The organism is Actinoplanes sp. HUAS TT8 (assembly GCF_051380535.1).
Lineage (GTDB): Bacteria > Actinomycetota > Actinomycetes > Mycobacteriales > Micromonosporaceae > Actinoplanes.
Window position 1 is genome coordinate 9,187,476 of record NZ_CP195646.1, and the last position, 20,693, is coordinate 9,208,168.

A 20,693-nucleotide genomic window follows, 5' to 3' on the forward strand; every position below is an offset into this window, starting at 1 on the left:
GACGTCGGGCATCAACTTGACCCCTTGTCCGATGAGGTTCTGACCACCCGTCAGTGGCGAGGTCATTCGGTCGGTCCCCCGACCACCCCAAGGAGGGGGGCACGGCGATGACACTATGTTCCGATGAACGACGATCTCCGTGACCGTCTGCGGCGGGGTTTCCGCTGGACCGACCCCGGGCCGCCCGCCGACTATCTGGTCAGCGACCGGTCCGGCTGGTGGCGGGATCCGGTGATTCTGGACGGTCTCGGGCCGGCCCTGGCCGACTTCTTCCGCGCCGCCCGTCCCACCGTCGTGGTGTCCCCGGAAGTGACCGGATTTCTGCTCGGCCCCCTGGTCGCCCGAGCTCTGGGCGCCGGATTCGTCGAGGCGTACCGCGCCGGCGCGCGAAGAGCCATCGCCGAGCCGATGATCTGGGCCGAGGTGCCGGCCGACCATCGAGGCGACATTCAACATCTCGGCGTACGCCGTGAGCTGCTCACCGCCGACGATCGCGTCCTGATCGTCGACGACTGGGCGTCCACCGGCGCTCAGGCCCGGGCCCTGCGCGGCCTGTTCGGCGAGCGCTACGTCGGGACTGCGGTGATCGTCGACGAGTGCCCGCCTGCGGTCACCGCCGAACTGACCATCCGCAGCCTCCTGACCGCGGCCGATCTGGAACCGTGACGTCCCTTGTGATCGGTGTTTCCTCCGGGCGACTTCGTGATCAGTACTTCCGCTGGTAGTCGGCGAGCGCGCCCCGCGTGACCAGCCAGCCGACGGCGGCGTAGGTGGCCAGGCCGCGCACCACATACGGATCCTGGGCGAAGATCTCCTGCGCCTCGGCCTCGGTGTCCACGTCCAGCAGAACGATCCCGCCCACCGGCGGATCCTGCCGTCCGGCGCTCACGGAGAGCCCGCGCTCCTCCAGGTCGGCGATGAACGCGAGGTGGTCCTCCCGCGCCTGGTCAACCTCGGCGAGCGGCTTCTGGTACGTCGAAATCATGAGATACACGGCGCCATCGTAGATCTCCCCTGGCGCCACCTCACCCGGTGACCGAAACCTGGCCCCCTCCCGGCCTGCGGCCCTGAACTCGGATGGCGGTCTCGCATCTCGGGCCCGGCGGGACCGCGGCACCCGGTTTCCGCCAGGTGCGGACCGAACGCGGGCGGCCGGTCAGCCGTCCGGCTGGTGACGATTTGCCCGGTAAAGCAGTTACTTTCAAAAGGTGCAGATTCAGATCACGGCCACCCCCGACCCGGCTCTGATCGCGGCGGCGACCCGGTGGCGGCTGCGGACACCCGTCCTGGTGGCGCGCACCGCCGGGTGGGCTTTGCTGCTCGTCACCGCCCTGATCCAATTCGCCACCGGCGAGTTGCAGCCCGGCCTGCTGATCAGCGGCGCGCTGCTGGCCCTGGTGGTGCCGCTCGTGCTGCTCAACCGGACGGCCCGGCGGTCGATGCGCGACGGTCGCGTGACCACCTACGAGATCAGCGACGGCGGCCTGGCCCGGTCCGACGAGGTGGGCCGGCACGCGTACGCCTGGCGGGCGTTCTGGAGCGTCGAAGCGCTCTCCGGCCAGCTGATGTTCGGCCTGCGGGGTGGCCGGTGGGTGCGGGTGCCCATCACCGGCCTCAGTCCCGCCGAGGTGGAGCAGGTGCTGGGCGCCGCCTTCACCCAGGGCCTGCGGGTTCGTCGCTGATCAAAGCTTTGCGCGTACGGCGATAGCCCGGCGCTTCTGGTCCCGCGGACCATCGGATCGCCCTTTGCCTCCGCTTTGCGGCTGCCTGGCGCCTCAAGTCTGCGAGCCGTCAGGGGCCCCGGTGCGTCAGGGTTTGCGGACCATCAGGTAGCCCTGAGGCTGGTTCTCGGTCTCCATCGCGGCCCGTTCCAGGCGTGCGACCTCGGTGAATCCGGCCGACGCGGCAACACCAGCGAAGAGCTCAAGCGGGTGCCACCAGACATCCAGGTCGATCTTCGGGCCGTAGCCACCCACCGTCGTCCGCGCCCGCCCGTCGCCGATCTTGAACGCCGTGACCAGATGCCCACCCGGCGCGAGAACGCGGTGAAACTCCGAGAAGGCCCGCGGCAGCTCCTCCGGCGGCATGTGGATCAGCGAATACCAGGCCACGACGCCACCGAGCGAACCATCCGGCCGGTCGAGGTCGAGCACCGATCCGACCGCGAACTCCATCAGCGGATGCGTCTCCCGGGCGACCGTGATCATCTCCGGTGACAGATCGAGCCCGCCGACCTGCAGCCCCAGGTCGGCGAGGTGCCCGGTGATCCGGCCCGGGCCGCAGCCCGCGTCCAGCACCGGTCCGGTGACCGCCTCGGCAAAAGCGGCCAGCACGGCACGATCCCACGGATTCTGCCGCAATTCATCCTTGAGGATGACGGCGTAGGGTCGCGCAACCGTGTCGTAGGCCATCCGGGTTCGATCCAGATGGGACATGCGCCGACCCTAGCGCGTCGGCCACGTCCGGAAATTCATCGCCGAACGACTCGGCGTCGGACCACGTTGCCCCTGGTAGCGGGACCCGTAGACGGCCGAACCGTACGGGTGCTCGGCCGGGCTGGACAGCCGGAAGATGCACAATTGCCCGATCTTCATGCCCGGCCACAGCTTGATCGGGAGATTCGCCACATTGGACAACTCCAGCGTGACGTGCCCCGAGAACCCCGGGTCGATGAAGCCGGCCGTCGAGTGCGTCAACAGGCCGAGCCGGCCCAGGCTGCTCTTACCCTCCAGCCGAGCGGCCAGATCCTGCCCGAGAGTGATCACCTCAAGCGTCGACGCCAGCACGAACTCACCGGGATGCAGCACGAACGGCTGCCCGTCCTCGACCTCGACCTCGGCGGTCAGCTCATCCTGCTGCTCGGCCGGGTCGATGTGCGTGTAGAGGTGGTTGTTGAAGACCCGGAAGAAGCGATCCAGCCGTACGTCGATGCTGGACGGCTGCATCAAGGAAGGCTCGAAGGGCTCCAGCGAGAGGGACCCGGTTTTGATCTCGGAAACCAGATCTCGGTCGGAGAGCAGCATCGCAACACCATACCGAGCCGGCACCCAGCTGCCCGAATGGGTGTGTTCAGTGGCGGCTTCGAACGTATGTTCGATAGAGTGTTCGCATGGCTTCCTGGTCCGAATTCGCCGCCGCCGAGCCCTCGCTCGCCGCGGGCATCCGTGCGCTCCTGCAGCAGTACGGTCCCGGCATGGGTTACCTCGCCACGGTCCGCCCCGACGGCGGCCCGCGCGTGCACCCCATCTCGCCGGTCTTCTCCGGCAGCGGGCTCTACTGCTTCCTGGTCAACTCGCCGAAACGCCGCGACCTGGAACGCGACCCGCGCTACGCACTGCACTCCTATCCGCCCGAGGAGAGCGACGACGAGGCCTACCTGACCGGCCAGGCCTACCCGGTCCGCGACCCACGCACGGTCGCCGGCATCGCCGACGCCCTGCGCGCCTCCCCGGAAGTCGACTGGCAGTTGTTCGAGCTCTCGGTCGAGTCGGCCACCCTGCGCCACCACGGCCCGGCCGGCGCCATCCCACTGGCCGTCGCCCCACTGCCGATCCCGATCGCCCAGTCCTGGCGCGCCCCGCGCAAGTTACCGCGCACCCTGGCCATGGTCAGCTGACCACCTCCGGAAGCCACCCACACCCACCCACCACCAAACCCGCCCCACCCCTCCCCGCAGCCACGCCACCTCCGGCCGGCCCAGCAGCCTCCGAGCCAGCCGAGCCCAGCCCAAGCAGGACCTCCGGCCGCCCCGGTCGCCCACACGGCTGACCACATTGCGGGGTGCCTGCGCCGCAGAGCCGAAGAATCAGGTACAGTGAGGCCGCTTGCGGGTGTAGTTCAATGGCAGAACATCAGCTTCCCAAGCTGACAGCGCGGGTTCGATTCCCGTCACCCGCTCAGAGTGTGAGGGCCCTGCCCGCGGAAACGCGGAACAGGGCCCTTTCGCATTTCCCCCAGGCGAAATCACCAGAGCCGCCACCTCTCGGGCCCCACGTCAGCATCGGATCCCACCATCTCCCGGGACGCAGGCAGGCCTCAGACTCCGACGTCCAGTCCAAGAGCTACGTCCCGCGACCTTCACGAGCACAGCCCGGCTCACGGCCGGGCTCGGAGCTCCGCAACGCCGCAGAGTTCGGGGTAAGCGCCGGGGGAGTTCGGGGTAAGCGCCGGGGGAGTTCGGGGTCAGGCGCCGATGTCGAGGAAGACGTTGTCGATTTCGCCGGCGAACTGGTCGTTGCCCAGGCCGGGGCCCTTGCCGCCGATCCGCAGCGGCTCGGCGTTGGCGATCGACAGCGCGGAAGGCACCGGCACCGAAGCGCACGGCGTCCCGTCGATCAGCAGGGTCAACTTTTCCGAGCTGCGGTTGCACTCCAGGTCGTGCCAGCGCCCGTCGGCCACGTCGATCTGGGGTTCGGCTCGGTAGATCCGGGCCCGGTTTCCGGCGATCACGCAGCTGGGGTGCCCCTGCCGGTGGTCGACCTGGAGTTTGAACTGGCTGACGCCGCCGACCGAGTAGCCCTTCTGCACCACGTTGGCGCCGTCGGCCAGGTCGCCGTGGGTCATCAGGACCGACGCGCCGTATCGCAGTGGGCGCCGGCCCGGGTTGAGGCTGTCGTCGCGCTGCCCCTCCAGGATTGCCCGCGGGCAGTCTCGTTCTTTCGGGAGGGTGCACCGGTCCGGGTAGGCGACGGCCAGGCCGGGCCCGTCTGAGGGTACGAGGCGGAGTGTCCCCCCGTTCTGCCCGAGCGGCCGCAGCTCGTGTTTCCCGCTGGTGTCTTCGATCGGCTTGTCCACCCCGCCGTCGAAGTCGTAGCGGAGCGCCACCGGCGCGCTGGCGGTCTGCACACGGCTCCGGCCGGTGGGGGTGGCGAAGCGGCCGGCGTTGACGAGCACGCCGGCCGATGGTGGCGTCATGAGGTGGTAGGCGGGCTGGGCGCCGGCTGGTGTGCCGGCGGTGTGGGGGGTCAGGAGGAACAGGAGGCCCAGGACGAGGGTCGCGCCGATCGGAACGGCACGCCGCCGGGAGTGAAGCATGGGGCTATTGTCCGCATTGTCGCTTGGCCTCCGTGTCGAAACTCCGGACACACCTAAGACCACCCGTACGCGTTCACCCGAACCGCCGAACCCGAAAGACCCAACCTCTGCCACTCACGAATCGATACGGCGAAACGCCCGACAGCCCCAAGAGCGGCCCCGGAAGCAGCCCCCGAAAGAACCGCCCGAAGCCGGCCCCGAAAAGCCGACCCTCAGCGAGCCCGAGCCGCCGCAGCCGCATGCACCGTAGCGTGAGCCGGCTCCCCGATCACCGCATGCAGAACGTCGTCCAACGTGATCACCCCGAGCGGCCGCCGCCCATCGCTCACCAGCACGATGTGCAGCCGATCCCGCCGCATGGTCAGCAGCAGATCGGCCAGGCTGCGTTCCGGCGCCACCACGGCCAGCGGCCGGATGACCTCGGCCGGGATCGGCAGCCGCCGCTGGCCCCCGGGAATCCCGAGTACGTCCTTGACGTGCACGAACCCCAGCACCCGCCGGGTGTCCCGCTGCACCACCGGGAACCGCGACCGCCCGCTGCGGGTGGCCACCGCTTCAAGCGTCGCCGGCGACACGTCGGCCGCCACCGTCGTCACCCGCGACCAGGGCAGCAGCGTGTCGGCCGCGGTGCGGTTGTTCAGTCCCAGGGCGGCGTGGATCCGTGCGTACTGCTCCGAGCCGAGCAGCCCCTCGCTGCGCGCCTGCGTGACCATCCCGGCCAGTTCCTCGGCGGTGAACACCGTCTTGACCGCGTCGGTCGCCTCGATCTTCCACAGCCGCAGGACGGTCCGTGACGCCCAGCGCATGGCGACCAGCAGCGGTTTCGTGGCCGTACAGAATGCCAGCATGAACGGCCCGAGGATGAGCGCGGAGCGTTCCGGCCCGGCCAGGGTGATGTTCTTCGGCACCATCTCGCCGATGACCGTGTGCAGGAAGACCACGACGACCAGCGCGAGCACGAACGCGACCGGGTGCACCGCGTTCTCCGGCAGGTGGGCCGCGTGGAACGGGCCTTCCAGCAGGTGGGCCAGGGCCGGTTCGGCGATCGCGCCGAGCGCCAGCGAGCAGATCGTGATGCCGAGCTGGGCGCCGGCGATCATCAGCGGGATCTGGTTCATGGCCGAGAGGGCCCAGCGGGCGGGTTGGGAGGTGGCCGCGAGCGGTTCCAGCGCGGTGCGCCGGGATGCGATGAGCGCGAACTCGCCGCCGACGAAGAGGCCGTTGCCGAGCAGCAGCACCACGGTGATGATCAGGTTAGTCATCGGCCGGGTCCTCCGGCGGGGCGACGACCCGGACCTGTTCGATCCGGTGCCGGTCGACCTCCATGATCGTGAACTCCCACTCCTGCTCCTCCAGGGACTCGCCGACGACCGGGATGTGGCCGAGGCGGGCGAGCAGGAAGCCGGCCAGCGTCTCGTACGGCCCCTCGGGCAACCGGAATCCGGTCTGTTCGAGCACCTCGTCCTCCCGCAGGAGTCCGTCGACCAGGAACGTCTTCTCCCCGCCGGGGGCGGTCAGCTCGGCCGTGCCGGTCTCGTCGAGCTCGGTGTCGTACTCGTCGGCGATCTCGCCGACCAACTCTTCGATCAGGTCTTCGACGGTGACGACGCCGTCGGTGCCGCCGTACTCGTCCACGACGATGGCCAGGTCGGCGTCGGCCGCCCGCAGAGCGGCCAGGACCTTGTCGAGGCCGAGGCTCTCGGGCACGTAGACCGGCTCACGGGCGACGGTCGACACCTTGGTCGCGGCGCGGCGTTCGGGCGGGACTCCGAGGGCGTCGTTGACCCCGGCCACGCCGGTGACGACATCGAGCGTGTTCTCGTACACCGGAAATCGGGTGTGTCCGGTCTGCCGGGCCACCGTGATCAGGTCGGCGACGCTGGCCGTCGTCTTCAGGCCGACCACGTCGACGCGCGGGGTCATGGCCTTGGCGGCGCGTTTCTCGCCGAAGCGGATGGTGCGGCGCATCAGCGTGGCGGTCTCGGCGGGCAGCGCGCCGGCGCGGGCGCTGATCGCGGCGAGCAGGCCCAGCTCTTCCGGCGAGCGGGCACTGGCCAGCTCTTCCTGCGGCTCGATGCCGATGCGCCGGACGAGCCAGTTGGCCGTCCCGTTCAGCGCGGCGATCATCGGCCGGAAGAGTTTGGAGAAGCCGCGCAGCGGGGCGGCGGTGGCCAGTGCGAGCGGCATCGGCCGGGCCAGCGCCGCATTCTTGGGCACGAGCTCGCCGAAGAGCATCGAGATCAGGGTCGCCACCACGAGCGCGAGGATGTGGGTGATGGTCTCGGTGGCGGTTCCGGCCACCGGCTCGACGACCGGCGTGATCAGCCGGGACAGGGCCGGCTCGGCCAGGTATCCGGTGAGCAGCGCGGTGACCGTGATGCCGAGCTGGGCGCCGGAGAGCTGGAAGGACAGCTCGTGCAGCGCGGTGCGGACCGTCTTGGCCCGGCGATCGCCCGCCGCGGCCCGCGTGTCGATCTCCGCCCGGTCGACGGTGACCAGGCCGAACTCGGCTGCCACGAAAAACGCGTTGCCCACCGTCAGCAGCGCGAACGCCGCCAGCGGGAGCACCGCGGTCAGGAGCAGGCCGTCCATGATCGCTTCACCTCGGCCCTCATTCTGCCGGACACGGACCTTCCGGCACTAACCCTGTGGATGACAGCGCGATCTAACGTCGCACCCGTGAACCTTGCCGGGTCGCCGCTCGCGCACGCCGCTCAACGTGTCCCGGATCACCTGGGTTTGCCCCGAGACGCCGAACGGCCGGCCTCCTGTAGCGGAGAGGCCGGCCGTTCGGTCCACAACCAGTTGTCAGGCGTCCTGCTTGAGTGAGCGCAGCAGGACGGTGGCCACGTCCACCACCTCGACCTCTTCCTGCTTGCCCTTGCCGGTCACCCCGTCGCCGATCATCGTGTAGCAGAACGGGCAGCCCACGGCGATCGTCTTGGCCCCGGTGGCCAGGGCCTCCTCGGTGCGCTCGACGTTGATCCGCTTGCCGATCCGCTCCTCCATCCACATCCGGGCGCCACCGGCGCCGCAGCAGAAGGAACGTTCCTGGTTACGCGGCATCTCGACCAGGTTGGCGGCCTCGCCGAGCACCTCACGCGGCGCGTCGAAGACCCGGTTGTGCCGGCCCAGGTAGCAGGGGTCGTGGTAGGTGACGTCACCCTCGATCGGCTGGACCGGGGTGAGCTTGCCTTCCTTGACCAGGTGGGCCAGCAGCTGTGTGTGGTGCACGACCTCGACTTCCAGGCCGAGCTGCTCGTACTCGTTGCCCAGGGTGTTGAAGCAGTGCGGGCAGGTCGCGACGATCCGCTTGACCTTCTTGTCGCCGAACGCCTCGGTGAGCGTCTCCACGTTCTGCTGGGCCAGCATCTGGAAGATGAACTCGTTGCCGATGCGTCGCGCCGGGTCGCCGGTGCAGGTCTCACCCTCGCCCAGGATCGCGTAGTTGACCCCGGCCTCGTGCAGCAGCGTCGCCACCGCGCGGGTGGTCTTCTTGGCCCGGTCCTCGAACGCGCCGGCGCAGCCGACCCAGAACAGGTAGTCGAAGTCCTCGACCTCGCCGACCTTCGGCACCTCGAAGTCCAGACCCTTGGTCCAGTCCTCCCGGGTGTTCTGCGGGGCGCCCCACGGGTTGCCCTTGTTCTCCAGGTTGCGCAGCATGACGCCGGCCTCGCTGGGGAACGACGACTCGATGAGCACCTGGTAGCGGCGCATGTCGACGATGTGGTCGATGTGCTCGATGTCGACCGGGCACTGCTCGACGCAGGCGCCGCAGGTGGTGCACGACCAGAGCACGTCCGGGTCGATGACCCCGTTCTCGTCGACGCCGCCGATCAGCGGACGGTTACCCTCGGCCAGCGCGAGGACGTCCATGTGGGCGAGCTGCGCCTCGGTCGCCTTCTCCTCGCCGGTCAGATCTTTCCCGCCTCCGGCGAGAAGATAAGGAGCTTTCGCGTACGCGTGATCGCGCAGCGACAGCACGAGCAGCTTCGGCGAGAGTGGCTTCGCGGTGTTCCACGCCGGGCACTGCGACTGGCAACGCCCGCACTCGGTGCAGGTGGAGAAGTCCAGCAGGCCCTTCCAGGTGAACTGCTCGACCTGGGCGACGCCGAACAGGTCTTTCTCCGGGTCGGCCTCCTCGAAGTCGAGCGGCTTGCCGTCGCTCATCATCGGCTTGAGCGCGCCCAGGCCGGAGCCGGCCGGCTTCTCCGGGCTGCGCTTGAAGAAGATGTTGAAGAACGCCAGGAAGCGGTGCCAGGCCACGCCCATCGTCGGGTTCAGCGAGATGGTGATCAGCCAGCCCATGGAGATGAGCAGCTTGACCAGGGCGACCCAGGTCGGCCCGTCCTCCCAGGCCGGCAGCCCGGCGCCGATGGCGTGCGAGAGCGGGGCGGCCCACACCGGGTACGGGAACGTGTCGTTGGCGACCTTCAGCCCGCGGATGACGAACCCGCAGACCAGCACGCCCACGATGATCGACTCGACGAAGTAGGCCTGCCACATCGTCGAGCCCAGGAACCGCGAGCGCTTGACCGCACCAGGCTTGTTCCGCTGCCGGACGAAGATCAGGTAGACGATGCCGACCGTGCCCAGGATCCCGAACCACTCGGTGACGAATCCGAAGATCGCCCAGTGGCCGATGATCGGCAGCTCACCGTCGGGCGTGACCGCCTCGAAGTAGGCCTCCAGGACCAGCGACGACAGGATGATGAAGGAGAACATCACGAACCAGTGGGCCGCACCGATCGCGGACCATTTGAGCATCCGCGTGTGCCCGACCGACTCCTTGAGCAGGGTCTTGGTCCGGGTGCCCTTGTCGGTGAACCGCTCGGGCGCGGGCTGGCCCGATCGGATCACCTTGGTGATCGTGAGAACGGCACGCACCGCCAGGGCGACGGCCACCACCGTGACCGCCACCGACAAGACGGTGGCGATGATCTGCGCGTAGCCCATGTGTGTTGTGCCTCCTCGGTCGGCTGGGCGCCAGCCTATGTTACCCATGAGTAATAGGCCGGTGCAGGTCGCAGGTCAATGACTTACGGCCCCTCAGCCGAAAGCGCACCCCACGCCGAGCGGGGGTGCGCCTGGTTTAGATGAATTTCACACGCGGCCGGGCGGGCATTACCGCCAGCGCGACAGGATGCCGAGCGAGGCCACCATGCAGCCGAAGCCGACAGCGAGGTTCCAGTACCGCCAACTCTCCACCGGCCACTGCTGCGAGGACAGGTAGTAGGTGACCAGCCACCCGATACCCACCACGATCAGGATCACCGCGGTGGCCGGGAGCCAGGTCGGACTCGGCTTCTTGGACGCTCCTGCAACCGCCGGACGGATGTCGGACGGCGGGGTGTAGACCTTCTTCTTACGAACCTGAGACTTGGGCACGGTCTTCTCCTGTGGGCAACAAGTGGTGAACAACCACCGGTGAGCGGCTCCGGAACCCCCGAATGCTGCCCGTGGCGAATACTGTTCGCCCGCTAGCGTAATCAAGACAGCGTGCGGACAGGCACCCGCCGGGGCGAGAAAATGCCCGGCGTCGGTTCCCGAGGGGGGCTGGGATGGCTTTTCGAAGTGAACAAGGGGCTTCCTGGCGCCTGGCGCTACGCCGCGCGGCCGGCGGGCTGCGCCCGCGCCGCGGCGAAAAACCGACAATCTGGTCAGTCGGGGTCCCGCTCATCGCGCTGGCGGCGGGTCTGCTCTTCACCACCTCCGCGACAACCGCCGACGGTACGGCGTTGCGCGACGACCGACGACCGCAACTGGCCCAGCTGATCGCCGACAAGCGCGAGCGCCTGGCCGACAGCGAGAAGCGCGACGCCGCGCTGCGGGCCCAGGTCGATCAGGAGGCGGCCCGGCTCGCCCAGGTCGACAGCCCGGTCGCGGCGGCACGTGAGCAAGCCGACGCCATTCGTGAACCGGCGGGGTATACGGCGCTGCACGGCCCCGGCCTGACGGTCAGTCTGAACGACTCCCCCCGGCGTGGCTCGGACTTCGGCGACAACGCTCCGGACAATGATGATCTGGTCGTTCACCAGGGCGATGTCCAGGCTGTGGTGAACGCCATGTGGGCCGGCGGAGCCGAAGCCATGACGATCATGGATGTACGTGTGATCAGCACCAGCGCGGTACGCTGTGTCGGCAACACGCTGCTCCTTCACGGTCAGGTTTTCTCCCCGCCCTTCAAGATCACCGCAATCGGCGAACCCACAGCGATGCATCAAGCGTTGGAGTCCGCAGAAGGAGTCAAGCAGTTCCGAGAGGCCGTCACCGACTTCGGTCTCGGTTACACGGAGAAGATGGAAAAGGACGTGACAGTGCGGGCGTACGACGGCTCGACCGACCTCCGATCCGCGCAGGCGGCCCAGTGACGAGCACGCCGGCGGAGTTTCCGGGGACACCGGCCGGACGAGGGCGCCACCGTGCCCCCGACGCCGAGGCCCAGACCGCGTACATCCCTCGCGTGAGCGACGCGTCGCCGGACGGTGTGCCCGGCGGTCCGCTGACGCCGCCGGTCGGCCTGGGGGCGAACGTGAGTCCCAGCCCGGCGGGCTCGCCGCCGGCCTGGACTCCGGCTGCCGCGCCCGAGCCCCCCGCCGCGGACACCGCCATTCTCGAGGCCGACGAGGCCACCCGGCAGCGGATCCAGAGCTCACGCGCCGACTCCGGCCTGGACGAGGTGAGCGCGGCCGCGGCCGCCGCCCGCCGCCGGGCCATGTCGTCGGCCGCCCAGCCCACGCCGCCGAGCTTCGACGCTTTCGGTCAGCCCGGCGAGAAAAAACCCCAAGATCCGCTTACGGTACGGAGCGAGCCGGTCCCCCCGGCCGCCGACACCCAGCAGATCCCCAGCATCCGTCCGCCCGCCCGCCCGGCCGAGCCCGCCCCGGTCATGCCCGCCGTTCCGGCTCCCACCGCGCCGTCCGCGCCGATGGTGGCCGCGCCGATGGTCGCCATGCCGGTGGTCGCCATGCCGGTGGTCGCCGCGCAGCCGGCTCCGACGCCGGCCGCGCCGCCGGTCCCGGTGGCCGCCGCGCCGACCGGCGCCGCCATGCCCGCCGGCCCGAGCTGGAACTCCGAGCCCACCCGCCCGCAGAGCCCGGCCACCCCGTCCTGGGCCGCCCCGGCGCCCACCCCGTCCTGGAGTGCCGAGCCGACCCGCCAGACCGCTCCGGTCGCCGCGGCCGCAACCCCCTCGTGGGATCCGGACGCCACCGGCCCGATTCAGAAAATCGGCGACGGCCAGCCGGGCGTGACCGAGACCACCCCGCAAACCCCCTGGAACGCCCCGCAGACGCCGCAAACCGCCGCTCCGGCATCCTGGGCGACCCCTGCGGCCTCGGCGCCCGTGACGGCGGCCTCAGCCAGTCCGGTGCCGGCTCGCCCGCTGCCGAAGATGGGCTCGGCCAACACCCGCTGGATGACCAACGAGCCGCCCGAGCCGCCTCCGGTCGCGGTCAACCCGAACCCGTCCGACACCCAGATCATCCGCACCATCGACGCGCCGACCGGCATGCTGCCGACCCTGACGCCCGGTGCCCCGCTGCCCGGCAAGCTGACGGCGCTGCCGCCCGGCAGTGCGGCCCAGGCCGCCCGGGAGGCGGCCGGCCCGGCCGTCGCGCTCGGCGCCGCCTCGGTCGACGGCATCCCGGCGGCTCCGCCCGAGCCGGAGGTCGAGCCCGAGGACCCGGAGGAGCCGAAGCGCGGCGAGAAAGTGGTCAAGCTCCGCCCGGAGCAGACCGACGAGGGCTACAAGAGCGTCTACTCCGAGCTCACCCGCCCGTCGCTGGTCCGCACCGGCATCCGCGGCGCCGGCGAGCTGATGATCACTTTCGGTCTGATCGTGCTGCTCTTCGCCGGCTATGAGGTCTTCGGCAACTCGGCCGCGGTGCAGAACGAGCAGGATCACCTGGCCCAGGAGCTGGACCAGTCGTGGGCCGACCCGACGGTCTCGCCGACGACCACCGCGAAGGGCCCGGCCGCCCCGGGGGAGAACCTGGTCGGCCGCCTCTACATCCCCAAGCTGGACAAGGAGTGGGTGGTCGTCGACGGTGTCCGCCCGCAGGACATCAAGTACGCCCCCGGCCACTACCCGGAGACCGCCAAGCCCGGCCAGATCGGCAACTTCTCGGTCGCCGGCCACCGGATCAAGAAGATCTTCTGGCGGATCGACGAGCTGAAGGCCGGTGACGTGATCGGCGTCGAGACCCGCGACGCCTGGTACGTCTACCACGTCTACGGCCAGCAGATCGTCAAGCCGAACGCGGTCGACGTGGTCGACGCCGTGCCCAACGAGCCGAACGCCACCCCGACCAAGGCGCTGCTCACCCTGACCACGTGCAACCCGAAGTTCAACAACTACCAGCGGCTGATCGTGCACGCGGAGCTGGTGAAAACGGTGCCGCGCGATCAGACCAAGGCCGACGCCGGGATGCCGGCCGAGATGAAGTTGAAGGCATAGCGGATGTACGCCTGGATCTGGCGCAAGCTCCCGGGACCCGTCTGGAGCAAGATGGCCCTGTCGATCGTGCTCGTCGCCGCGATCGGCTCCCTGCTCTGGTACAAGGTGTTCCCGTGGGCGACGCCGCTGCTGCCCTTCGACGACGTGCAGGTCGGCGACACCTCGCAGATCGACCCGAACTCGGTGGATCAGAACGCGAATCCGGGTCCGAGCGCGAGCGCGAACCCGTCGCCCGACCCGGACGCGTCGGCCCCCGACACGATCCCCTACAGCACGACCTCCAACCACCCCAACCCCGGAGGCCTGGCCGGTGACGACTGACGTGCGCATTCTCGTGATCGACAACTACGACTCGTTCGTCTTCAACCTGGTCCAGTACCTGGGCCAGCTCGGCGCCGAGTGCGTGGTGCGCCGCAACGACGAGATCAGCGTGGCCGAGGTCGGCGAGATGGGCGCCTCCGGCATCCTGCTGTCGCCCGGCCCGGGTGGGCCCACCAGCGCCGGCATCATGCTCGACGTGATCAAGACGTACGCCGGAAAGGTCCCTCTTTTTGGGGTCTGCCTGGGTCATCAGGCGATCGGCGCGGCCTTCGGCGCGACCGTGACCCGCGCCCCGGAGCTGCTGCACGGCAAGACCTCGCTGGTGCATCACAAGGGTGAGGGTGTGCTGGCCGGGCTGCCCGACCCGTTCACCGCAACGCGGTACCACTCGCTGGCCGTGCTGCCGGAGACGCTGCCGGACGAGATCGAGGTGACCGGGCAGACCGATTCCGGCGTGGTGATGGCGATGCGCCACCGCACGCTGCCGATCGAGGGCGTCCAGTTCCACCCGGAGTCGGTGCTGACCGAGGGCGGCCACACCATGCTGGCCAACTGGCTGGCCACGTGCGGCCTGCCCAGCGCCTTGGAGAAGGCCCCGGCCCTGGCCGCCGAGGTGGAGACCCGCCGCCGCTCGGCCTTCGCCACCGCCTGATCTTTCGCAGACACGCCGAGAGCCGGCCGCCCGGGTAAGGGCGGCCGGCTCTCGTGTCGTCTACGGCTTACTGATCCGTGCCGGTGCCGCCGCCGGTGCCGGTCGGGTCCGACGGGTCGGGCGAGGCCGAGTTGCTCGGGTCGACCGTCGGCTGGCCGACCACGGTGATCACGATCTGCGTGCCGGCCTTGACGTTGGTGTCGGCCTTCTTGCTCTGCTTGATGACCGTGCCCGGCGTGCCGCCGTCCTGAACCGTGTTGATCTCGACGTTCAGCGAGGCCTCCTGCAGGAGCGCGGTGGCTACCTCCTGCGTCTTGCCGACCACGTTCGGCACCTTCACCAGCTGGTTGTTCGAGTAGTACACGGTGATCTGGGTGCCCGGGGCGACCGACTGACCCTGCTGAGGGTCGACCCGGACGACCTGGTCCTTCGGGGAAGAGCTGTCGACCGACTTGAGGATCGGCACGAGCTTCGCGTTCTTCAGCGACTCCTCGGCGGCGTCCTTGGTGCCGCCGACCAGACCGGTCGGCACGGTCACCTTGTCCGGGGCGTTGCAGATGATGTACGTGATCTCGGTGTCGACCGGGACCGTCGTGCCCTTGGTCGGCGTCTGCGAGGCGACCTCGCCCTTGCAGTCGTCACCCTCGGTGGCCTCGCCGGCCGACACGTTGGTGAACCCGGCCTGCGTCAGCTTCTGCCGGGCCTGCGCGTCGGTCGAGCCGGTCAGGTCGGGAACGGCCTGCTGAGCGGTCGGCGGCGGCGTGTTGGTCTTGTTGTTGTCGTTCTTGTTCAGGGCCAGCGCGACGCCGAGCACGATCACCACGAGCACGCCCAGGCCGGCCAGCGCCGCCCACACCCAGGACTGCTTGTTCTCCGGCTCCCGGCCGCCCGGGTAACCACCCTGGATCGGCCGCTGCATGGTGGTCGCACCCTGCGGCTGCCACTGCCGGGGGCCGCTGTTCAGCGCGACGGTCTCGGCCTGGTTCATCACCGGGGTGGCCATGACGGGACGGCCGGAGACGGCGCGCAGCGCGTCGGCCCGCATCTCCTGAGCGCTCTGGTACCGGTTCAGCGGGTTCTTGGCCAGCGCCTTGAGCACGATCGCGTCGACGTCCGGCGGGATCTCCCGGACGATCGAGCTCGGCGCCTTCGGGTCCTCCCGGACGTGCTGGTAGGCCACGCTGACCGGGCTGTCGCCGACGAACGGCGGGTGCCCGACGACCAGCTCGAAGAGGACGCAGCCGGCCGCGTACACATCGGAGCGGGCGTCGACCGCCTCGCCGCGGGCCTGCTCGGGCGAAAGGTACTGCGCGGTGCCGATCACGGCGCTGGTCTGCGTCATCGTGGTGGCGCCGCTGGCCAGGGCCCGGGCGATGCCGAAGTCCATGACCTTGACCTGGCCGCTCTGCGTGATCATCACGTTGCCGGGCTTGATGTCCCGGTGGATGATCCCGTGCCGGTGGCTGAACTCCAGCGCGGCGTCGATGTCGGCGATGATCTCCAGGGCGCGGCGTGGCTGCAGCCGCTGCTCCTGGGCCAGCACCTCTTTGAGGGTCCGCCCGTTCACGAACTCCATGACGATGAACGGAAGCTTCTCACCGGTGGCCGAGATTTCCTCACCGGTGTCGTAGACGGCCACGATGGCCGGGTGGTTGAGCGCGGCCGAGTTCTGCGCCTCACGCCGGAACCGCTCCTGGAAGGTGGCGTCACGGGCCAGGTCGGTACGCAGCATCTTGATCGCCACGTCCCGGCCCAGACGGAGGTCGCGTCCCCGGTGCACCTCTGCCATACCGCCGTAGCCGAGCAGCTCGCCGACCTGGTACCTGCCACCGAGCAGTCGGGCCTGCGCCGTCATAGCGTCTGTCGTCCTTCGTTCGGTCGGATCTGGCCGAACTGGGCATCGGCCTTCATAAGACGGTACGACGCCGTCGACACCCGGTCGGCGGCTGCGCCCATGCGGAAGATAGCCGTCGAACTGCTGCGATCACCCAGCGCGATTTCGGCGGCGGCGTTTGCGTTGCCATTCCGATACAGGAACGAGATGACCCCGGCACAGAGCAGGACCAGCAGAGCCAGGACCACCGCGAGCACGATCAGCACCTGACGGCCGAAGGTGCCCTCCGGCTTGGCCGCCGGCATCTGCTGCTGGTAGCCACTCATCGGCGGGCCGGACTGCGGACGGTAGTGCGGCGGCATCGGCGACGCGACCGGAGCCGGCGACGGCGTGGCGGCCGGCGGCACGGACGACACCGGCGGCACCGACGCGGCGCCCCGGGCCCCCGAGGTCGGACGCGGCACCGCGGCCCGGGCCTGCTGCGACGGGGCCGGGCTGATCGGAGTGGCCCGGATCGGCTGGTGGTTGGCCGGCGGCTGCATGGTGGTGGTCAGCGAGGCCGCGGCCTGCCGGGCCACCGCCGCCATCGCCGCGGCGCTCGGCCAGCGGGCGGCCGGGTCCTTGGCCAGGGCACGCTCCACGATCGCGCGGACCGCGGGCGGGATGTCGCCGGGCAGCGGGCGCGGGGTCTCCCGCACGTGCTTCATGGCGATCTCGATCGGGGTCGAGCCGTCGAACGGCCGGTGCCCGGAAAGGCACTGGTAGGCGACCACGCCGAGCGCGTACACATCGGAGGCCGCCGTCGCCGTGTCACCGGCCGCCTGCTCGGGCGAGATGTAGGAGGCCGTGCCGAGCACCGCGCCGGCCACGGTCAGCTGCCCGACCAGCGCCGACCGGGCGATGCCGAAGTCGGTCAGGACGAGCGTGCCGTTCGGCCGGACCAGCAGGTTGCCAGGCTTCACGTCGCGGTGGACGATCCCGTTCGCGTGGGCGGCCTGCAGCGCGTCGGCCGCCTGGGCGACGAGCGCCATGGTCCGCGCCGGGGTGAGCCGGCCGACCCGGCTCAGCGTGCGGGAGAGCGCGTCGCCCTCCACGTACTCCATCACCAGGAAGGCGAGCTGCTGATCGCTGCCGTAGTCGTAGACGTCGACCACGCCCGGGTGGTTGATGGTCGCCATGGTGCGGGCCTCGCCGCGGAACCGCTCGGCGAAGCCGGGCTCGTCCAGCAGCGCGGGCAGCAGAATCTTGACGGCGACCGTACGGCCCAGCACGTCGTCGATGCCACGCCACACGTCACCCATACCGCCGCCGGCGATCCGCTCCTCCAAGCGGTAGCGCCCACCGAGCGTGACCCCCGGCCGGATCATGTCAGTTCCCTCCCCCGCCGGCCGCGGCCTGCATGATCTTCCCGGCGATGCGGGCGGCTTCGGCACTGGCGTGCCCGCCCTTGACGTTTTCCAGCATGACGCAGACGGCCGAGACCGCTTCGCCCTTGTCGTTGAAGGCGAAACCGATGAACCACCCGTGCGGGTCGGCGCCCTCGGCGTTCTGCGCGGTACCGGTCTTGCCGCCGATGGTGAGCCCGGAAGTCTTGGCCTTCTTACCGGTGCCGTTCTCGACGACGCTGATCATCATTTCCTTGAGCTGCGAGGCGACCTTGCCGTCGATCGGGCTGCGCAGCGTCTTCGGCGAGGCGGTGTAGATCGTCCGACGGTCCGGGCTGAGCAGCTTCTGCACCAGGTAGGGCCGCTTCTGCTCGCCGCCGTTGGCCACCGTGGCGGCGATCAGCGCACCTTGCAACGGCGTCATCCGCACGTCGCGCTGCCCGATCGAGGACTGCGCGAGCGCACCCTTGTCGGTGCTGCCGTCCGGGTTCTGGATGGCGCCGGTGTGGCTGGCCGCCACCGTCAGGCCGTCGCCGCTCTCCAGCTCGCCGACCTTGAGGGCGTCGTCCTCGAAACCGAACGCCTTGGCCTCGGCCTTGACCTTGTCGGCACCGAGCTTCACGCCGAGCTTCGCGTACCCGGTGTTGCAGCTCTCGGTCAGCGCCTCCTTGAGGGAGATCTGACCACCGGGGCAGACCTCGTCCTCGGCGTTGTGGATGACCGCGCCGCTCTCCTTGTACTCGCTGCCGGCCGGGATCTCGGTGTCGACGTCGTACCCGTTCTGCAGGGCCGCAGCCGAGATGATCACCTTGAACGTCGAGCCGGGGGGCAGGGTCTGCGACAGCGCCCGGTTCAGCAGCGGCTGGTCCTTGTCGCCGAGCAGTTCCTTGTACGCCTTGGCCGCCGCGTTCTTGTCGTGGACGACCAGCTTGTTCGGGTCGTAGCTGGGCATCGAGACGAGCGCCTGGATCGCCCCGGTACGCGGGTCGATGGCGACCGCCGCGCCCTTGGTGGCGCCGCGCTCGTTGTCGGTCATCTGCTTCCAGGCGACCTCTTGAGCCTTGGTCTTCAGCGACAGGATCACGTTGCCGCCGCCGGTCTCCTCGCCGGTGAACATGTCGCTCAGCCGGTCGGCGAAGAGCTTGTCGCTCTCGCCCGAGAGGAACTCGTTCTCGCTCTCCTCCATGCCGGTGGCGCCCAGGTTGACCGGCTTGTAGCCGAGGATCGGGGCGTAGATCTCCTTCTTCGGGTACACCCGCAGGTACTTCAGCGTGTCGTCGGTCACCTTGTTCTCGGCGAGCGCGGTACCGCTGTCGGCCTCGATGACGCCGCGGGGGCGCTCGTACTCGGCCACCACCACACGCCCGTTCCACGGGTGGGTGCGGTAGTCGTCGGCCTTGTAGGCCTGAATCCAGTTCAGCTTCGCGAAAATCATCGCGAGCAGCACGAAGAGGACCACGCCGGCCTTGCGCAGGGGGGCATTCACGGCTTGATCACCTCCGTCATGGCGCCGTGCAACTGGGTGGGAGCTTTCTTCGGCCCGGGTTGGACGGCTCCGCCGCCACCGCTCATCGCCGGGCCCCGGGCCGCGTTCGAGATCCGCAGCAGCATGGCGATGAGCAGCCAGTTCGCCATCAGCGAGGAGCCACCGGAGGAGAGGAACGGTGTGGTCTGACCGGTCAGCGGGATCAGCCCGGTGATGCCGCCGAGGATAACGAAGACCTGCAGGCCCAGCGTGAACGAGAGGCCACCGGCGACCAGCTTGCCGAACGAGTCACGCACCCCGAGCGCCGCCCGCAGGCCGCGCGTGGCGATCAGCATGTAGCAGACCAGCAGCGCGGAGAGGCCGAAGAGGCCGATCTCCTCACCGAGGCCGGCGAAGATGAAGTCGTTCTGCACCTCGGGCACCGACAGCGGTGAGCCGGCGCCCGGACCGGATCCGAACAGGCCGCCCGTCCCCAGCCCGAGCAGGCCCTGGACCAGTTGGTAGCTGCCGCCGTTCCGGTTGTACTGGGCCGGGTCGAACGGGTTCAGCCAGACGTCGGCCCGGTCGTAGAAGTTCGCGAACGGGCCGCCGACCGAGGCACCCAACAGGTACGCGAGGTAGACGCCACCGAAGAAGAGCAGCAGACCGATGATCAGCCAGCTGGACCGCTCGGTGGCGACGTAGAGCGTCACCACGAACAGGCCGAAGTACAGCAGCGCGGTGCCCAGGTCCTTCTCGAAGACCAGGACCAGCAGGCTGAACAGCCACACCGTGAGAACCGGGCCGAGGTCCCGGCCGCGCGGGAAGTCGATGCCGAGGAAACGCTTGCTCGCCAGGGAGAGGACCTCCCGCTTGCGCACCAGGTAGTACGCGAAGAAGGTGACGAGCATCAGCTTGGCGAACTCACCCGGCTGGATCGAGACACCGGGCAGCTTGATCCACAGCTTGGCGCCGTTCACCTCGGAGAGGCTGGCCGGCAGGACGGCCGGGATCATCATCAGCACGATGCCGGTCAGACCGAGCGTGTACGCGTACTTCGAGATGTTCTTGTGGTCGCGGATCAGCAGCAGCAACCCGGCCGCCAGGATCAGCGAGATCAGCGTCCAGGCGAGCTGACGCCCACCGATCCCGGAGAAAATCCCGGGCGGCCCCACCTTGTCGTTGATCGCCTCGGCGATGTCGATGCGGCGCAGGAACGCCACCCCGATGCCGTTGATCAGGGCGACCGTCGGCAGCAACACCGGATCCGCGTACGGCGCCACGAAACGAACCACGACGTGCAGGCCGAGGAACAGGATGCTGAGCAGCGCGGCCGGCACCCAGAAATTCGGCTGCAGGTGGTCGTACTTGTTGGCTTCCACGGTCGCGCCGAACACCGCGACGAGCACCATGGCGAAGGCCAGGAGCCCCAGCTCGGCGTTGCGACGCGTTTTCAATCCCGGGATACGCGACATCTCGCCCGTGGAAGCGGGCGATGAGGCCGGTACGGCGGGCGCGGTCAAGAAAATCCCCAGACGTTGTAG

Annotated in this window: 19 protein-coding genes and 1 tRNA gene; 8 read left to right on the top strand and 12 right to left on the bottom strand. The window is 69.4% G+C overall.

Annotated elements, in window-relative coordinates; genetic code table 11:
* Positions 1-123: 123 nt before the first annotated feature.
* Entirely contained in the window at positions 124-666 is a 543-nt protein-coding gene (locus ACSHV8_RS40855; protein ID WP_436524986.1) for a phosphoribosyltransferase, read from the top strand.
* 40 nt (positions 667-706) lie between these two features.
* Here ACSHV8_RS40855 and ACSHV8_RS40860 read toward each other — a convergent pair whose 3' ends face one another.
* Positions 707-985: a YciI family protein gene (locus ACSHV8_RS40860; RefSeq protein WP_436537150.1), complete on the bottom strand. Its 279-nt coding sequence runs from the start codon at positions 983-985 to the stop codon at positions 707-709.
* Between the two features lie 223 nt (positions 986-1,208).
* Here ACSHV8_RS40860 and ACSHV8_RS40865 point away from each other — a divergent pair, with 223 nt between their 5' ends.
* Positions 1,209-1,682, top strand: a complete 474-nt coding sequence (locus ACSHV8_RS40865) for a YcxB family protein (protein ID WP_436524988.1) — start codon at positions 1,209-1,211, stop codon at positions 1,680-1,682.
* A gap of 126 nt (positions 1,683-1,808) precedes the next feature.
* On the opposite strand, the gene ACSHV8_RS40870 is transcribed toward ACSHV8_RS40865, so the two are convergent.
* The gene (locus ACSHV8_RS40870) at positions 1,809-2,435 is read right to left on the bottom strand and encodes a class I SAM-dependent DNA methyltransferase (protein ID WP_436524990.1); all 627 of its coding nucleotides are present in this window, start codon (positions 2,433-2,435) and stop codon (positions 1,809-1,811) included.
* A gap of 9 nt (positions 2,436-2,444) precedes the next feature.
* The gene (gene dcd, locus ACSHV8_RS40875) at positions 2,445-3,023 is read right to left on the bottom strand and encodes a dCTP deaminase (RefSeq protein WP_436524992.1); all 579 of its coding nucleotides are present in this window, start codon (positions 3,021-3,023) and stop codon (positions 2,445-2,447) included.
* Positions 3,024-3,109: 86 nt separating this feature from the next.
* On the opposite strand from dcd, the gene ACSHV8_RS40880 reads away from it, so the two are divergent.
* A complete protein-coding gene (locus ACSHV8_RS40880; RefSeq protein ID WP_436524994.1) occupies positions 3,110-3,616 on the top strand; it encodes a pyridoxamine 5'-phosphate oxidase family protein in 507 nt (168 codons plus the stop codon).
* A 210-nt stretch (positions 3,617-3,826) separates the two neighbouring features.
* Positions 3,827-3,897, top strand: a tRNA-Gly gene (locus ACSHV8_RS40885).
* Between the two features lie 285 nt (positions 3,898-4,182).
* On the opposite strand, the gene ACSHV8_RS40890 is transcribed toward ACSHV8_RS40885, so the two are convergent.
* The 5 genes from ACSHV8_RS40890 to ACSHV8_RS40910 all read right to left on the bottom strand — a co-directional run bounded on the left by ACSHV8_RS40890 (position 4,183) and on the right by ACSHV8_RS40910 (position 10,422).
* Complete coding sequence (locus tag ACSHV8_RS40890; protein ID WP_436524996.1) at positions 4,183-5,034, bottom strand: LamG-like jellyroll fold domain-containing protein; 852 nt, start codon at positions 5,032-5,034, stop codon at positions 4,183-4,185.
* A 212-nt stretch (positions 5,035-5,246) separates the two neighbouring features.
* Complete coding sequence (locus ACSHV8_RS40895; protein WP_436524998.1) at positions 5,247-6,296, bottom strand: hemolysin family protein; 1,050 nt, start codon at positions 6,294-6,296, stop codon at positions 5,247-5,249.
* Positions 6,289-7,626 (bottom strand): hemolysin family protein, encoded by a 1,338-nt coding sequence (locus ACSHV8_RS40900; protein ID WP_436525000.1) that lies wholly within the window; start codon positions 7,624-7,626, stop codon positions 6,289-6,291. Before ACSHV8_RS40900 ends, ACSHV8_RS40895 begins: the two co-directional genes overlap by 8 nt.
* Before the next feature lie 216 nt (positions 7,627-7,842).
* On the bottom strand, positions 7,843-9,990 hold the full coding sequence (locus tag ACSHV8_RS40905) for a (Fe-S)-binding protein (RefSeq protein ID WP_436525002.1): 2,148 nt from the start codon (positions 9,988-9,990) through the stop codon (positions 7,843-7,845).
* A 168-nt stretch (positions 9,991-10,158) separates the two neighbouring features.
* Complete coding sequence (locus tag ACSHV8_RS40910; protein WP_436525004.1) at positions 10,159-10,422, bottom strand: cell division protein CrgA; 264 nt, start codon at positions 10,420-10,422, stop codon at positions 10,159-10,161.
* 173 nt (positions 10,423-10,595) lie between these two features.
* Between ACSHV8_RS40910 and ACSHV8_RS40915 the strand changes: the two genes are divergently transcribed.
* The 4 genes from ACSHV8_RS40915 to ACSHV8_RS40930 all read left to right on the top strand — a co-directional run bounded on the left by ACSHV8_RS40915 (position 10,596) and on the right by ACSHV8_RS40930 (position 14,465).
* Positions 10,596-11,405 (top strand): DUF881 domain-containing protein, encoded by an 810-nt coding sequence (locus tag ACSHV8_RS40915; RefSeq protein WP_436525006.1) that lies wholly within the window; start codon positions 10,596-10,598, stop codon positions 11,403-11,405.
* 92 nt (positions 11,406-11,497) lie between these two features.
* Positions 11,498-13,492: a class E sortase gene (locus tag ACSHV8_RS40920; RefSeq protein ID WP_436525008.1), complete on the top strand. Its 1,995-nt coding sequence runs from the start codon at positions 11,498-11,500 to the stop codon at positions 13,490-13,492.
* A 3-nt stretch (positions 13,493-13,495) separates the two neighbouring features.
* Complete coding sequence (locus ACSHV8_RS40925; RefSeq protein WP_436525010.1) at positions 13,496-13,813, top strand: hypothetical protein; 318 nt, start codon at positions 13,496-13,498, stop codon at positions 13,811-13,813.
* Between the two features lies 1 nt (position 13,814).
* A complete protein-coding gene (locus ACSHV8_RS40930) occupies positions 13,815-14,465 on the top strand; it encodes an aminodeoxychorismate/anthranilate synthase component II (RefSeq protein ID WP_436537152.1) in 651 nt (216 codons plus the stop codon).
* A 67-nt stretch (positions 14,466-14,532) separates the two neighbouring features.
* On the opposite strand, the gene pknB is transcribed toward ACSHV8_RS40930, so the two are convergent.
* From pknB to ACSHV8_RS40950, 4 genes are read right to left on the bottom strand one after another with little or no spacing between them, the layout of a single operon-like run.
* On the bottom strand, positions 14,533-16,320 hold the full coding sequence (gene pknB, locus ACSHV8_RS40935; protein WP_436525012.1) for a Stk1 family PASTA domain-containing Ser/Thr kinase: 1,788 nt from the start codon (positions 16,318-16,320) through the stop codon (positions 14,533-14,535).
* Positions 16,317-17,666, bottom strand: a complete 1,350-nt coding sequence (locus tag ACSHV8_RS40940) for a serine/threonine-protein kinase (RefSeq protein ID WP_436525014.1) — start codon at positions 17,664-17,666, stop codon at positions 16,317-16,319. Before ACSHV8_RS40940 ends, pknB begins: the two co-directional genes overlap by 4 nt.
* Position 17,667: 1 nt before the next feature.
* On the bottom strand, positions 17,668-19,170 hold the full coding sequence (locus ACSHV8_RS40945) for a peptidoglycan D,D-transpeptidase FtsI family protein (RefSeq protein ID WP_436525016.1): 1,503 nt from the start codon (positions 19,168-19,170) through the stop codon (positions 17,668-17,670).
* Positions 19,167-20,624: an FtsW/RodA/SpoVE family cell cycle protein gene (locus ACSHV8_RS40950; RefSeq protein ID WP_436525018.1), complete on the bottom strand. Its 1,458-nt coding sequence runs from the start codon at positions 20,622-20,624 to the stop codon at positions 19,167-19,169. Before ACSHV8_RS40950 ends, ACSHV8_RS40945 begins: the two co-directional genes overlap by 4 nt.
* Positions 20,625-20,693 lie beyond the last annotated feature (69 nt).